This is a genomic window from Glycomyces sp. NPDC047010 (assembly GCF_040644205.1).
Classification (GTDB): Bacteria; Actinomycetota; Actinomycetes; order Mycobacteriales; family Micromonosporaceae; genus Glycomyces.
In genome coordinates, this window is sequence record NZ_JBEYVY010000006.1 from 269668 (window position 1) to 284003 (window position 14336).

16 protein-coding genes are annotated in these 14336 nt (G+C 71.3%); 5 read left to right on the forward strand and 11 right to left on the reverse strand.

Features of this window, described 5'->3' with window-relative positions; genetic code table 11:
- Positions 1-21: 21 nt before the first annotated feature.
- The 8 genes from AB0A65_RS14575 to AB0A65_RS14610 form a co-directional block, all read right to left on the reverse strand.
- Positions 22-1059 carry an SPFH domain-containing protein gene (locus AB0A65_RS14575; protein WP_359951349.1) on the reverse strand — a complete coding sequence of 346 codons (1038 nt, stop codon included), beginning with the start codon at positions 1057-1059 and terminating at the stop codon, positions 22-24.
- Positions 1060-1097: 38 nt separating this feature from the next.
- On the reverse strand, positions 1098-1577 hold the full coding sequence (locus tag AB0A65_RS14580) for an NfeD family protein (protein WP_359951351.1): 480 nt from the start codon (positions 1575-1577) through the stop codon (positions 1098-1100).
- Positions 1578-1685: 108 nt separating this feature from the next.
- Positions 1686-2741: a ferrochelatase gene (locus AB0A65_RS14585; protein WP_359951353.1), complete on the reverse strand. Its 1056-nt coding sequence runs from the start codon at positions 2739-2741 to the stop codon at positions 1686-1688.
- A 12-nt stretch (positions 2742-2753) separates the two neighbouring features.
- Positions 2754-3536: an enoyl-ACP reductase FabI gene (gene fabI / locus AB0A65_RS14590; protein WP_359951355.1), complete on the reverse strand. Its 783-nt coding sequence runs from the start codon at positions 3534-3536 to the stop codon at positions 2754-2756.
- A 44-nt stretch (positions 3537-3580) separates the two neighbouring features.
- Entirely contained in the window at positions 3581-4285 is a 705-nt protein-coding gene (locus AB0A65_RS14595) for a beta-ketoacyl-ACP reductase (protein WP_359951357.1), read from the reverse strand.
- A 101-nt stretch (positions 4286-4386) separates the two neighbouring features.
- On the reverse strand, positions 4387-5337 hold the full coding sequence (locus tag AB0A65_RS14600) for a VWA domain-containing protein (RefSeq protein ID WP_359951359.1): 951 nt from the start codon (positions 5335-5337) through the stop codon (positions 4387-4389).
- Between the two features lie 25 nt (positions 5338-5362).
- Positions 5363-6259, reverse strand: a complete 897-nt coding sequence (locus AB0A65_RS14605; protein WP_359951361.1) for a DUF58 domain-containing protein — start codon at positions 6257-6259, stop codon at positions 5363-5365.
- A 4-nt stretch (positions 6260-6263) separates the two neighbouring features.
- The gene (locus AB0A65_RS14610) at positions 6264-7343 is read right to left on the reverse strand and encodes a MoxR family ATPase (protein WP_359951363.1); all 1080 of its coding nucleotides are present in this window, start codon (positions 7341-7343) and stop codon (positions 6264-6266) included.
- Between the two features lie 395 nt (positions 7344-7738).
- On the opposite strand from AB0A65_RS14610, the gene AB0A65_RS14615 reads away from it, so the two are divergent.
- From AB0A65_RS14615 to AB0A65_RS14630, 4 genes are read left to right on the forward strand one after another with little or no spacing between them, the layout of a single operon-like run.
- Positions 7739-8302, forward strand: a complete 564-nt coding sequence (locus AB0A65_RS14615) for an alpha/beta hydrolase (protein ID WP_359951365.1) — start codon at positions 7739-7741, stop codon at positions 8300-8302.
- Between the two features lie 22 nt (positions 8303-8324).
- The gene (locus AB0A65_RS14620; protein WP_359951367.1) at positions 8325-8540 is read left to right on the forward strand and encodes a hypothetical protein; all 216 of its coding nucleotides are present in this window, start codon (positions 8325-8327) and stop codon (positions 8538-8540) included.
- A gap of 7 nt (positions 8541-8547) precedes the next feature.
- On the forward strand, positions 8548-9054 hold the full coding sequence (locus tag AB0A65_RS14625; RefSeq protein WP_359951369.1) for a PH domain-containing protein: 507 nt from the start codon (positions 8548-8550) through the stop codon (positions 9052-9054).
- Positions 9051-10493 (forward strand): PH domain-containing protein, encoded by a 1443-nt coding sequence (locus tag AB0A65_RS14630; RefSeq protein WP_359951371.1) that lies wholly within the window; start codon positions 9051-9053, stop codon positions 10491-10493. Before AB0A65_RS14625 ends, AB0A65_RS14630 begins: the two co-directional genes overlap by 4 nt.
- A gap of 19 nt (positions 10494-10512) precedes the next feature.
- Here the strand turns inward: AB0A65_RS14630 and hisG are convergent, their stop codons facing one another.
- Both hisG and AB0A65_RS14640 read right to left on the reverse strand, forming a co-directional pair.
- Positions 10513-11358 carry an ATP phosphoribosyltransferase gene (hisG, locus tag AB0A65_RS14635; protein WP_359951373.1) on the reverse strand — a complete coding sequence of 282 codons (846 nt, stop codon included), beginning with the start codon at positions 11356-11358 and terminating at the stop codon, positions 10513-10515.
- Between the two features lie 14 nt (positions 11359-11372).
- Complete coding sequence (locus AB0A65_RS14640) at positions 11373-11636, reverse strand: phosphoribosyl-ATP diphosphatase (protein WP_359951375.1); 264 nt, start codon at positions 11634-11636, stop codon at positions 11373-11375.
- A 218-nt stretch (positions 11637-11854) separates the two neighbouring features.
- On the opposite strand from AB0A65_RS14640, the gene AB0A65_RS14645 reads away from it, so the two are divergent.
- The gene (locus AB0A65_RS14645; protein WP_359951377.1) at positions 11855-12559 is read left to right on the forward strand and encodes a hypothetical protein; all 705 of its coding nucleotides are present in this window, start codon (positions 11855-11857) and stop codon (positions 12557-12559) included.
- A 41-nt stretch (positions 12560-12600) separates the two neighbouring features.
- Here the strand turns inward: AB0A65_RS14645 and AB0A65_RS14650 are convergent, their stop codons facing one another.
- Complete coding sequence (locus tag AB0A65_RS14650) at positions 12601-14280, reverse strand: glycoside hydrolase family 2 TIM barrel-domain containing protein (RefSeq protein ID WP_359951379.1); 1680 nt, start codon at positions 14278-14280, stop codon at positions 12601-12603.
- Positions 14281-14336: the final 56 nt, after the last annotated feature.

Consider the following 14336-nt stretch of genomic DNA (forward strand, 5'->3'; position numbering starts at 1 on the left):
GGTCCCGACCGTCACGTGTGCTTACGCGGGAGCGGGCGGGAGTTCGCCGCGGTCCTTCTTGCCGTCGCCGAGGTCCTGAACCTCGCGGGCGGCCTGCTGGGCCGCTTCGAGGGCCTGGAGCGCGGAGTCGTCGAGTTCGAGGGCGCTCGTGTCGACCTCGACCTCTTCCTCCGCGGCCTGGCCGGACTTGTCGCCGCCGCCGAACGCGTCGCCGATGTTCCCGAGGGCCTTGGTGAGCTCGGCCGGGACGACCCAGACCTTGTTGGCGTCGCCCTGGGCGATCGTGGGCAGCGTCTGGAGGTACTGGTAGGTGAGGAGGCGGTCGGTGGGCTTGGCCTTGTGGATCGCCGCGAAGACCGTCTGGATGGCCTTCGCCTCACCGTCGGCGCGCAGGACCGCGGCGTCGCGCTCGCCCTTGGCGCGGAGGACGGCGGACTGCTGCTCGCCCTCGGCGTTGAGGATCGCGGCGCGCTTGGTGCCCTCGGCGTTGAGGATCGCGGCGCGGCGGTCGCGCTCGGCGCGCATCTGCTTCTCCATGGCGTCGCGGATGCTCAGCGGCGGCTCGATGGAGCGCAGCTCGACGCGGGTGACCTTGAGGCCCCACTTGTCGGTGGCCTTGTCGAGCTCGGCGGCGAGGCGGGCGTTGATCTCCTCGCGGCTGGTGAGGGCCTTCTCCAGGTCGAGGGAGCCCACGACGTTGCGGAGCGTGGTGGTGGTGAGCTGCTCGACGCCCGCGAGGTAGTCGTCGATGTTGTACACGGCCGCGGTGGGCTGCGTGATGATGTAGTAGAGGACCGTGTCGATCTGCACGCCGAGGTTGTCGGCGGTGATGACGCTCGACGGCGGGAAGTTCACGACGCGCTCGCGGAGGTCCACTTTGGCGCGGACGGAGTCCACGAAGGGGACGAGGAGGCGCGGCCCGGGTTCGAGCGTGCGGCGGTAGCGGCCGAGGCGCTCGATGATGTAGTTCCACTGCTGGGGCACGATCTTGATCGATCGGAACAGCACGATGATCAGGAAGAACGCGACGATCAGGAGCAGTATGCCTACGGGTTCCATGGTTTCTCAGCCTCCAGTGGTCTGGCGGATCGGGCGGGCTATGGGCACGAGGGTACTGAACGGCCGCCTGCCGGTAACGACTGCTTCCATACGATGACCGTCGCACCCTTGATCTCGACGACCGTGACGGTGTCCCCGGGTTCGAGGAGCTGGTCGGGTTCGAGGGGGTAGGCGGTCCAGTTGTCCCCGGCGATCTCGACGAGGCCGCCGGAGAGGTCGACGGTCTCGATGACGCGGGCCTCGGCGCCCTCGATGGCGCGCGTGCCGAACGGGCGGTGCGCCTGGGCGCCGGTGTCCGATTCGAGGGCCTGCTTGAGGAAGGGGCGGAGGCCGAAGATCGAGCCGATGGAGCCGACGCCGAAGAGCACGGCCTGGAGCCAGAGGGGGGCGCCGACGGCGGCCCCGATGCCCGCGAGCACGGCTCCGACGGCGACCATGGCGAGGACCAGGGTGCCGGTGAAGAGTTCGACCGCGCCGAGGATAACGGCGACGATGATCCAGATGAATACGTCGTCCACCCGTTAAGCATGTCACGTGGCGGACACCTGCGGGGACGACGGTCCGGGCCCGCGTACGGAGCGGCTCGCGATGCGGTGCAAGCGGCTCCGTGCGCGGGCCCGGTGCGGTCAGCGGCCCCGCTTCTCCGGTGCCGGGGGCCGGCGCGCGGGGCAGCAGCCCTCGACGGTCGGGTCCCAGACGGGGAGCTTGCCGAGGCGGCGGATGGGCGCGTTCTGGACGCGTTCGGCGACGAGGTCGCGGAACATGCCGACGAGGTCGGCGTCGACGGTCGGCGTCCCGGCGCGCAGGTAGCGCAGGCCCAGGTCGGCGGCGGTGTCCTTGGCCTCGTTGTCGAGGTCCCAGAGGACCTCGATGTGGTCCGAGAGGAACCCGACGGGGCTGACGACGACGGTGTCGACCCCTTCGGAGGCGAGGACCTTCAGGTGGTCGTTGACGTCGGGCGCGAGCCACGGCATCGACGGCGGGCCCGAGCGGGACTGCCAGACGACGTCGAAGGGCCCGGTCCAGCCGGCGTGCTCGGCGACGAGCGCGGCGGCCTCGGCGACCTGGTCGGAGTAGCGGGCGCCTTCGGGGCCGGAGCACTCCTCCATGACGTCGGGGATGGAGTGCGCGGTGAAGACGACGCGGGTCTTCGACTGGTCCTCGATCTGGTCGAGCGAGCCCTTGAGCTGCCGGGCGAAGCCGCCGACGAACCCGGGGTGGTCGAAGAAGTGGCGGATCTTGTCGATCTGCGGCGCGGTCTCGCCGACGGCGGCGCGGGCGGCGTTGATGTCCTCGACGTACTGGCGGCACGAGGAGTAGGAGCCGTACGCGCTGGTGCACAGGGCGAGGGCCTTCTTCACGCCGTCGCCGGTCATCTGGGTGACGGCGTCGACGAGCATGGGCGGCCAGTTGCGGTTGCCCCAGTAGATCGGCAGGTCGATGCCGTTCTTGCGGAACTCCTGGCGGAGGGCCTCGATGACCTCGCGGCACCACTGGTTGATCGGCGAGATCCCGCCGAAGTGGTAGTAGTGCTCGGCGACCTCGGTGAGGCGCTCGTCGGGGATGCCGCGGCCGCGCGTGACGTTGCGCAGGAAGGGCAGCACGTCGCCGGGGCCCTCGGGGCCCCCGAAGGAGACGAGCAGGACGGCGTCGTAGCCGTCCGTGTTGTCGATGGCTGTCATGACGCGGCTCCGCTACTGCTCTGTGCGCTCGACTCCGACGGCGTGGAACCCGCCGTCGACGTGCACGATCTCGCCGCTGGTGGCCGGGAACAGGTCGGACAGGAGGGCGGCGCACGCCTTGGCGACCGGCTCGGAGTCGGTGAGGGACCAGCCGAGGGGGGCGCGCTTGGTCCACGCCTCCTCGAAGGCCACGAAGCCGGGGATGGACTTGGCGGCCATGGTGCGCTGCGGACCGGCGGAGACCAGGTTGACGCGGATGCCCTTGGGCCCCAGGTCGCGGGCGAGGTAGCGGTTGACGGACTCCAGGCCGGCCTTGGCGACGCCCATCCAGTCGTACACGGGCCACGCCTGCTGCGCGTCGAAGTCGAGGCCGACGATCGCGCCGCCGTTCTCCATGAGCGGCAGGCAGGCGACGGCCAGGGACTTGTAGGAGAACGTCGAGACCTCGACGGCCTTGGCGACGTCGGCCCACTCGGTGTTCAGGAAGTTCCCGCCGAGGGCGCCGGGCGGGGCGAAGGCGATGGCGTGGAGGACGCCGTCGAGGCCGTCCACGTGCTCGCGGACCTTGTCGGCGAGCCCGGCCAGCTGCTCGGGGTCGGTCGCGTCGAGCTCGACCACCGGGGCGGGCGTCGGGAGCTTCTTGGCGATGCGCTCGACCAGGGAGAGTCGCCCGAAACCGGTGAGGACCACTTCGGCGCCCTGCTCCTGCGCGTACTTGGCCACGCCGAAGCCGAGGGACTGCTCGGTGATGACACCGGTGACGAGCAGCCTCTTGCCGTCCAAGATTCCAGACATGTGTGTTCCTCCGTGCGTTATCGGTGCTTGAAAACTATCCGGGCCTAGTGGCCCATGCCCAGGCCGCCGTCGACGGGGATGACCGCGCCGTTGACGTAGGCGGCGCCGTCGCCCGCGAGCCAGGTGACGGCTCCGGCGATCTCCTCGACGGCCCCGAAGCGCTTCGCGGGGATCGAGTCGAGGTACGCCTTGCGCTGGGCCTCGGGGAGCGCATCGGTCATGTCGGTCTGCACGAAGCCGGGGGCGACCACGTTCGCGGTGATGTTGCGCGAGCCGAGTTCGCGGGTGATGGAGCGGGCGAGGCCGACGAGCCCGGCCTTGGACGCGGCGTAGTTGGTCTGCCCGGCGTTGCCGTAGAGGCCGACGACCGAGGAGATGAAGATCATGCGGCCGAACTTGCCGCGGAGCATCTTCGAGGAGGCGCGCTTGGCGACCCGCCAGGCGCCCTTGAGGTTGGTGTCCACGACGCGCTCGAACTGCTCGTCGCTCATGCGCAGCAGCAGCGTGTCGTCGGTGATCCCGGCGTTGGCGATGAGGACCTCGACGGGGCCGAACTTGTCCTCGACCTCGGTGAACGCGGCGTCGACCGAGGCGGTGTCGGTGATGTCGCACTGGACGCCGAAGAGGCCGTCGGGGGCGCCGGAGCCGCGGTGGGTGACGGCGACGTTGTCGCCCTGGGCCGCGAACGCCTTGGCGATCGCCAGGCCGATTCCGCGGTTGCCTCCGGTGACCAGGACCGTGCGCGCCATTGTCCGAACTCCCTCATGTTCTTTGTACGAAGCCACCGACGATCGTAGCGACGGGCCACTTCAGGGGCGAAGGGGCCTTCACGGACCGTGTGGTGCCGGACTCAGGTGAGGCGGGAGGTCCACGCCAGGCTCAGCCCGGCCGCGGCGAACAGGAGGATCATCGCGGTGCCGATGAACCACTGCGAGACGTCCTCGGCGATGGTCCGGTAGCCAAGGGACGAGCCCATGTCCTCGTAGACGGCGCGGAGCTGCTCGGCGGTGACGGCCTCGTAGTACTCGCCGCCGGTGTCCTCGGCGAGCCCGGCGAGGGCCTCGCGGTCCACGGGCACGGAGACGAGCTCCTGGTCGAGTTCGATGACGCCCTCGTCGGTGCCGAACGCGACGGTGGAGACGGGGATCTCGGCCGCGGCGGCGGCCTCCCCGGCCTCGTCGACGGTGCGCCCGGCGGTGCGGTAGCCGTCGGAGAGCAGGAGGATGCGGGCGGGCGCGAGCTGCCCGGACTCGTCGGGCATGACCTGCTGGACGGCCTGGAGGGACGCGAACACGGCGTCGCCGGTGGCGGTGGCCTCCGCGAGGGTGAGGCCGTTGATCGCGGACGTGACCTCGGCGCGGTTCTTGGTGGGGGGCACGACGACCGAGGCGTACCCGGCGAAGGACACGAGGCCGACGTTGTACTGCTCGGGCAGTTCGGCGACGAAGTCGGAGGCCGCGGACTTCGCGGCGTCGATGCGGGTCGGGTCGACGTCCGAGGCCATCATCGACAGGGACACGTCGATGGCGAGGATGATCGTGGCCCGCTCCTGCGGCTCCTCGACGTCGACCGCGGGGCGGGTCATGCCGCCGACAAGGACGGCCAGCGCGATGACGAGGAGGCCCGCGGGGAGGTGGCGGCGCCAGCCGGGGAGCTTGGGGACGAGTTTCGCGAGGAGCGAGGCGTTGGCGAACCTGACGGCGATCCGCTTGCGGGCGAACTGGGCCCAGACGTACACCGCCGCGAGGACCGCGACGGGGACGAGCGCCAGCAGCCATGCGGGTTCGAGCAGGCGGATCAACGGTTCTCCTTGGCGTAGTTGGCGTTCAGCGGTAGGCGGCGAGGTGGCGGCGTTCGGCGACGAACGCGGCGATGTCGCGCAGCCAGTCGGAGCCGGTGGACAGGCGCAGGTGCGCGGCGCCGCCGGAGCGGATGCCGGCGGCGATGCGGGCGCGCTGCTCGGCGGCGGCCTCGGCGTAGCGGGCGCGGAAGCGGGCGTTGCCGGTCTGGACTTCGACGGTGGCGCCGGTCTCGGGGTCCATGAGGTCGAGGACGCCGACGTCGGGGAGCGCGAGTTCGGCCGGGTCGAGGACTTCGACGCAGAGGACCTGCTGGCGCACGGCGAGGCGGCGCAGTTCGCGGGACCAGTCGCTCGGGTTCTCCTCATCCTCCAGGAAGTCGGAGATGACGATGGCGAGGCCGCGGCGGCGGGCGTGGCGGCGGGTCTTGTCGATGAGCTCGGCGAGGTTCCCGGCCCCTTCGCCGCGCGGGAGGCTCGTGACGGTGCGCAGGAGGGAGCGGGCGCCGCCGCGGCCGGGCCGGGGCGGGATGGCCTTGGCGGGGCCGCCTTCGGTGACGACGGCGCCGATGCGGTTGCCGCCGCGTCCGGCGAGGTAGGAGAAGGCGGCGACGGCGCCTTCGGCGAGTTCGCGCTTGAGCATCCCGACGGTGCCGAAGTCGAGGCTCGGCGAGAGGTCGATCGCGAGCCACGTCTCCAGTTCGCGGTCGCTGATCGTGGTGCGCACGTGCGGTGTCGTGGTGCGGGCGGTGACGGGCCAGTCCATGCGCCGCACGTCGTCCCCGGCCCGGTACTCGCGGGCCTCGCCGGGCTCGGAGCCGGGTCCGGGGAGCAGGCCCAGGTAGTCGCCGTGCAGGAGCCCGTCGAGGCGGCGGGTGACCAGGAGCTGGAGGCGGTCGAGGGCGCGCAGGTCGGCGGCGTTCACGCGGCTACCAGGCCCCCGGCTGCTGCGGCTGCTGGTAGGTCGGGGACGGTTCGGCCGGGCGCGGCGCGGCGTCCTGGCGGGGCGTCACCGTGGGGGCGGGGACGGCGGCGAGGAGCTGGGCGACGAGGCGGTCGGCGGTGATGCCGTCGGCCATGGCGTCGTAGGAGAGGACGAGGCGGTGGCGCAGCACGTCGGGTGCGATGTCGTCGAGGTCCTGCGGGAGCGCGTAGTCGCGGCCGCGCAGGAGCGCGATGGCGCGGGTGGCGCGGATGAGGCCGAGCGAGGCGCGGGGGCTGGCGCCGTACTGGATGTGGCGGGCGATGGCGCCCAGGCCCGCGGCGGCGGGGTTGCGGGTTGCCATGACGATGCGGACGGCGTAGTCGACGAGGGCGTTGTGGATGAACACGCCGTCGGCGGCCTGCTGGAGGCGCAGGAGGTCGTCGGTGTCGAGGACCCGTTCGGGGATCGGGGAGTCGACGCCCATGCGGAAGACGATCTCGCGTTCCTCGGCGTCGGTGGGGTAGCCGACGTTGACCTTGAACAGGAAGCGGTCGCGCTGGGCCTCGGGCAGGGGGTAGACGCCCTCCTGCTCGATGGGGTTCTGGGTGGCCATGACGAGGAACGGCTTGGGGAGGACGTGGGTCTGGCCGCCGATGGAGATGCGCTGCTCGGCCATGACTTCGAGCATCGCGGACTGGACCTTCGCGGGGGCGCGGTTGATCTCGTCGGCGAGCACGAAGTTGGTGTAGACGGGGCCGAGTTCGACGTCGAAGGACTCCGAGGACTGGCGGTAGATGCGGGTGCCGACGATGTCGGCGGGCACCAGGTCGGGGGTGAACTGGATGCGGTTGAACTCGGCGCCGACGACCTTCGCCATGGTCTCGACCGCGAGGGTCTTCGCGACGCCGGGCACGCCTTCGATGAGGCAGTGGCCGCGGGCGAGGAGGGCCGCGAACATGCGCTCCACCAGGGCGTCCTGGCCGACGATGACCTTCTTGATCTCGAAGAGGGCCTTCTCCAGCAGCGCGGCGTTCTCCGCCGGGGTCGGAAGGCCGTTCGCGCCCGATCCCTCGGGTGATCCCATATCGGTTCCAGCTCTCATGTTCGACGGCGTGTCGTTCTTCGCGGTGTCGTCCGGTGTGTCGATGGTAATGCGCGCTCCTCAGAGACGCAGGGGCCCGGAGGGACCCGTTTCGGGGTGTCGCACCGGGTTTTGTCGGGAACCCGACAGTTCTTGCCGAACCCCTTGGGGCACAGCAGGTCTAGACTGCGCGCGGCCCGCGGCGGCAAACCCCCAGGGGGTTTTTGCCCCGCAGAGTGACACGCCGCGCGGATTCAATCCGTTGCTGCGAAATGTCGGAGCGCTATGCTTTCCCCAACCCGCACGACTTCCCCCGTGGTCGTGCGGGTCTTTCCGTCCCCGGACCCGGTCCGTCTCAGGTACCGGACGACGCGACCGACGCAACTAGAATCACTCTCATGCCCCGCCGTCGCCAGGCCCTGCTCCTGCCCGGACGCAACTACAGCGTCCAGGGGCCCTTGCTGATGTACACGCACGTCGCCCTGCAGTCGCGCGGCGCGCGGACCTACCCGATCCAGTGGACGGACGTCGACCGGCTCGCCGCCGACGAGCAGACCATGATCGAAGGGGTCTGCGAGCAGACGGAGGCGGTCCTCGACCGCGTCCACAACGACGACCCGCCACTGCTCGTCGGCAAGTCCCTCGGCACCGCCGCGGCCGTGCTCGCCGCCCACCACGGGCTCCCGGCGATCTGGTTCACGCCGCTGCTCAAGGACTACCCGATCGTCCAGGCCCTGCGCCGCGCCACCGCCCCGTTCCTGCTCATCGGCGGCACCGCCGACCCGGCCTGGAACGGCGCGCTCGCGCGCGAGCTGCCCGGCGACGTGTTCGAGATCCGCGGCGCCGACCACGGCATGTTCCTGCGCGGGCGCCCGCTCGTGGACTCCGCGCACGCGCTCGCCGACGTGATCGAGGCGGTCGAGGCGTTCATCGACACAGCCGTGTGGCCTCGCCACGGCTGACCGCATGACGCACAATCGCAACGTGTCCCAAGAGAACGCACCGTCCGCAGAGGGCCCGCCCGTGTGCTCGTCCCGCGGCTGCCGCCGGGAGGCGGCGTGGATGCTGCTGTGGCGCAACCCGCGCATTCACGGCCCCGAGCGCGTCAAGCGCTGGGCCGCCTGCGAGGACCACCTGCCGGTCCTGCGCGACTTCCTCACCGCGCGCGGATTCCCGTGCGAGACCCAGAGAGTGGAATGATCAAGGGATGAGCGCGAAAACGGTCCCGGTGTGGGACCTGTGGCCCGGCGAGGTCACCTGGCAGCCCATGTCGCCGAAGCTGCGCACCGTGTGGGTGCTGCGGAGCCTGCTGAACCTCTTCATACTCGCCGTCGTCGCGGCCGTGCCCCTGACGATCTGGCTCGGCTGGCGCGGCGTCCTGTGGGCCCTCGGCGGATACGTCGTCCTCGCGGGCCTGCGCGCCTGGGCCGTCGCGCGCACGGTCTCGACGTGGGGCTACGCCGAGCGCGAGGAGGACCTGCTGGTGCGCCACGGGCTCCTGACGCGGCGCCTGAACATCGTGCCCTACGGCCGCATCCAGCTCATCGACCTGTCGGCCGGGCCCATCGAGCGGATGTTCGGCCTGACCACCGTCCAGGTCCGCACCGCGGCCCTCGGCTCCACGTCCGAAGTGCCGGGCCTCGAACCGGCGATCGCGTCCGCGCTGCGCGACCGGCTCGCCCTCCGGGCCGCCGAGGTCCGGGAGGGCCTGTGAGCGACGAGCCCGCTCCCCCGCTGGCCGAGACCCCGTACGGGCCCGAGGCGGCCCCCGCGGCGCCGAGCGCCCCGCCCGAGGGCGTCCAGCGCCAGCGCCTGCACCCGCTCACGCCGCTGCTGGAGTCGTTCCGGTTCCTGACCGCCGCGGCCGCGGCGGCGGGCCTCCAGGCGTTCACCTCGCGGAACTTCCTGTTCGCCCTCTATATCGCACTCGCGGCGGCCGTGATCGGCGGGATCGCGAGCCTCATCGCGCTCCAGTACCGCGGCTTCGTGATCTGGGGCCGCGAACTGCACATCTACGGCGGCGTGTTCACCCGCAGCCATCGCACGGTCCCGCTGGACCGGCTCCAGTCCGTGGACCTGGTGCGGCCCATCCGGGCGCGGCTGTTCGGCTTGGCGCAGTTGAACATCGAGGTCGCCGGGGGCGACGGCACGGACGCGCGCCTGGCGTACCTGAAGGCCGACCGGGCCCTGGCGCTGCGCGCGGAGCTGCTGGCGATCGCGGGGCGACCGGCCGCGCCGGTCGCGGAGGCGGCGGAGTCCGAGACCGGGACCGAGGCCGAGGCGGTGCCGGACCGGGACGCGGGGCTGCTGGTCCCCCAGCTGACCGTGCGGCGCCTGGCGCTGGCCTCGTTCCTGGAGGTCCTGCCGGTGCAGCTGACGTTCCTGGCGGTGTTCGGGACGGCGTTCGCGGTGACCGGGTCGATCTTCGGGTTCACGACAGTTGCGACCACGCTGTGGGTGGGGTTCCTGGCCCCGGCGCTCGTGGGCTACGCGCAGAGCACGATCGCGGCGGTGAACCGGTTCCTGCGCAACGGCCGGTTCCGGATCGCGCGGGACGGCACGAACCTGCTCATCCAGCGGGGCCTGACGGACACGAGCCACGAGACCGTCCCGGTGGACCGGGTGACGGGCGTGAGCTTCGTGGAGCCGGTCCTGTGGCGATCGCGGCAGTGGAAGCGGGTCGAGGTGTGGACGGCGGCGGTGGCGCAGCAGAGCGCGACCGCGACGCGGTCGACGACGGCGCTGCCGGTGGGCGAGCCCGACCAGGTGGCGCTGGTGGCCGCGGAGGCCGTGCCGGACCTGCCGAGCGTCTTCGAGACGGAGCGCCCGCCGCTGCGGGCGAAGTGGCGGATGCCGTTGCGGTGGAAGAAGACCGGGGCGGCGCTCACCGAGCGGGCGTTCGTGGTGCGCCACGGCCTGTGGGTGAACGTCCATGTGGCCGTGCCGTACGCGCGCATCCAGTCGGTGAGGGTCACGCAGGGCCGCATCCAGCGGATGCAGGGCCTGGCGACCGTGCGGGCGATGGCCGCGGGCGGCGTCGGGCACGACGCCGTGGCCGTGCACCGCGACGCGCGCGAGGCGGTCGCGATGGCGTCGGAGCTGCGGGACCGCGCCGACGCCGCGGCCGCACTGGAGCGGCCGCGGCTGTCGTAGCGGCGCAGCGCCTCCTGAACTACAGGCGGCAGGCGTCGATGTTCGAGGCGAGGATGCCGCGGGCGCCCAGCTCGTAGAGGGCGTCCATGACGCGGTGCAGGTCGGCGCGCTCGGTCATCGACTGGACGGCGACCCACCCTTCCCGATGCAGCGGCGAGACCGTCGGCGACTCGATGCCGGGAGTGAGCTCGACGGCCGCTTCGAGGAGCTCGGCGCGCACGTCGTAGGCGAGCATCACGTACGAGCGGGCCACGAGGACGCCGCGCAGGCGCCGCAGGAGCTGCTCGATCGCGGCGCCGGTGCCGTTGCCGGCCTTGCGGACGAGCACGGCCTCGGAGTGCATGATCGGCTCGCCGAAGACGGCGAGCCCGGCCTGCTTCAGGGTCGTGCCGGTCTCCACGACGTCGGCGATGGCGTCGGCGACGCCGAGGGCGATCGCGTTCTCCACGGCGCCCGCGAGCTCGACGATCGCGGTCTTGACGCCCTGGGCGTCCAGGTCGCGCTGGACGACGCCCGGGTAGGAGGTCGCGATGCGCTTCCCGTCGAGGCCCGCGACGGAGTCGATCTCGCCGGGGCGGCCCGCGTAGCGGAACGTGGAGCGGCCGAAGCCGAGCGCGAGGACCTCTTCGACCTCCGCGCCGGAGTTGACGGCGAGGTCGCGCCCGGTGATGCCGAGGTCGAGGTCGCCGGAGGCGACGTAGGTGGCGATGTCGCCGGGGCGCAGGTAGAAGAACTCGACGCCGTTGGCGGCGTCCACGGACTGGAGGTCGCGGCTGCTGCGGCGCTGCCGGTAGCCGGCCTCGGTGAGCATGTCGGTGGCGCCCTGTGAGAGCGCGCCCTTGTTGGGCACGGCGATGCGGAGCATTCGGATGGGCCTTTCTAGAGGTACCGGTAGACGTCTTCGACGCTGATGCCGCGGGCGACCATCATCACCTGGAGGTGGTAGAGGAGCTGGGAGATCTCCTCGGCCGCGGCCTCGTCCGACTCGTACTCGGCGGCCATCCAGACCTCGGCCGCCTCTTCGACGATCTTCTTGCCGATGGCATGGACGCCGGCGTCGAGGGCGGCGACGGTGCCGGAGCCCTCGGGTCGGGTGGCTGCTTTCTCGGAAAGTTCGGCGTAGAGCTGCTCGAAGGTCTTCACGCTGCCGAATTCTACGCGCCGGACCGGGCCGGACCGCCGCCGACGCGGCGCGGCTACCGCAGTGCGGGACGGCCGAGACGGGGATCACGCGGCGGCGGTGACGGACGGTCACGGCCCTGGACATTCGTTTGGTCGTCTGTTTTAATTAATGTATCGACATTCGTCGAATTTCGGATGTCGGTGCTGAAACCGCGACTCTTGAGAAAGGCGCACCGCCTATGCGACGCAGATCGCTCCTCACCGCCGCGCTGGCCGCCCCCGTGGCCACCGCCGGCGCCGTCGGCGCCCTCCAGTCCCCGGCGCAGGCCGCCGTCTGGTCCTCCTCGGACCAGTGGGGCCAGTGGACCACCGGCGCGTACACGCTCTACAACAACATCTGGGGCTCGGGCGCGGGCGCGCAGACCATCTGGGCGAACTCCGCGTCCAACTGGGGCGTGTGGGCCAACCACCCGAACACCGGGGGCATCAAGTCCTACCCGAACGTCTCGTACACGCTGGGGCGCAACGTCTCCAGCATGGGGAACGTGTCCAGCTCCCACAACGTGACGGTGCCGTCAGGCTCCGGGCTCGCGTACAACACCGCGTACGACGTGTGGGGCAACGGCCACGCCCACGAGATCATGATCTGGACGAAGTGGACCTCGAACGTGGGGCCGCTCGGATCGTTCGTCCAGAACGTGAGCCTGGGCGGGCGCAACTGGGGCTACTACCAGGGGCACAACGGGTCCAACCCGGTGTACAACTTCCTCGCCCACACGCAGACCACGACGTCGACGGTGAACATCACCGCGCACTGCCAGTGGCTGGTGAACCAAGGGCGCATGCCGAACGTGCGGATCGACCAGATCCAGTTCGGCTGGGAGATCACGTCCTCCGCCGGGGGCTACAACTTCAACTGCAACAGCTACTCGCTCACGACGTGAGGTGAGGGCCTCCCGCGAGGCGCGGGAGGCCCTTCGCGCCGCTAGGCGTTGCGCCAGTGCTGCTGGAACTGTTCCCGCACGGCCTTGAACGACTGCTTCGGGCGGCGGTACTCGTCGACGATGCCCTTGTCGTTGACGCCGCGGGGGCGCTTGAGGAGCATCTCGCGGTGCTCGGTGGTCCGGAAGTCGCCGAGGACCCAGATGCCGAGGCCGGAGATGCGCTCGTGCCCGATGACGTGGTCGACCACGGTGGTGAGCAGGGCGGTCTGGTAGTCCTCGGTCCACAGGGAGCCGTTGGCGTCGTTCCAGCCGGGGACCGCGCCCGCGCCGATCTCGGAGATGATGAGCGGCTTGTCGGCGTGGCCGAGCGAGTCGACGTGGGCGGCGATGCGGTCGAGCTGGTCGGGGATGCCGGGGACGTCGCCGAAGTACCAGCCGGGGTAGTTGTTGGCCGAGACGACGTCCACGAGGTCGAAGCACACGTCGTCGAAGGCGTTCACGCTCGCGTACGTGACCGGGCGGGTCGCGTCGAGTTCGCGCAGGCGCCCCAGGAGCCGCTCGTAGACCGGGTACCCGGCCTCGGACCAGCTGGGGCACTCGTTGAGGATGCCCCACAGGATCACCGAGGGGTGGTTGCGCCCGGCGGCGACCATCTCGTCGATGTGCTCGGTCTGGGCCTCGGTGAAACCGGGGGCCGTCAGGTGCTCGACGGGGTACTGCCAGCCGATCGACTCCTCCCAGACGAGCAGGCCCGCCTCGTCGCACAGGTCGAGGAAGAGCGGGTCGAGCGGGTAGTGGCTGCCGCGCACGAAGTTCGCGCCGAGGTCCTTGAGCTGCTGGACGTCGGCGACGAGGAGCGCGGCGGGCTGGGCGTGGCCGAACTGCGGGTGGAGCTCGTGGCGGTTGACGCCGAGGAGGGTCACGGGCTCGCCGTTGAGGGTGATGCGTGCGTCCTCGATGCCGATGCGGCGCAGGCCGAAGCGCTCGCGCAGGTCGTCGCCGCCGAGTTCGGCGGCGAGGAGCGAGAGGCGCGGGTCGGCGGTGGTCCACGGTGCGGCCCAGGGGATCTCGACGGTGCGCGTGAGGGTGCCGGAGGTGTCGAGCTCGACGTCCTCGGTCAGGAGCGGGCGGCCGTCGCAGGTGAGCGCGAGCGGCACGGTGGCGGGCGCGTCGGCGGTGTAGTCGATGCGGACCTCGACGCGGCGGTCCTGGACCGAGACGGTGTCGATCGCGAGCGCGTCGATGCGGACCGGGCCGAGGCGGTGGAGCGCCACGGAGCGGCTGATGCCGCCGAAATGGTACCAGTCGAAGTGCTCCAGGTGCAGCGGGGAGCGCTCGCCGAAGCGGTTGTCCACCAGGACGATCAGCTCGGCCTCGCCGTCTTCGGACGCGGTCTCGGCGGTGAAGCGAGTGAAGCCGCCCGCGTGGTCGCGGACCGGCTCGCCGTTCCACAGGACGCGGCACCAGTGCTGCACGCCCTCGAAGACGAGGCGCTGGAGCCCGGCCCCGGTGCGCACGCGGGTGCGGTAGGCGGCGAGGCCGCGGCGGCCCGCGTAGGCGGGGGTGGCGTCGAAGCAGCCGGGGACGGCCATGACGTCGTCGAAGGCGATGGCGGCGGGGTCGACGTCGTCGGGTTCGACCTCGCCGAGGTAGGCGAAGTCCCAGACGCCGTCGAGGTCGGTCACGGATCGGAGGACGTGCGGGAGGAATCGGCGGGCCATGTCGGCCTCCTTCGCGGTCGGCTCCGGTCGATCCTAGGCGAGTGCCTGCAACCGGT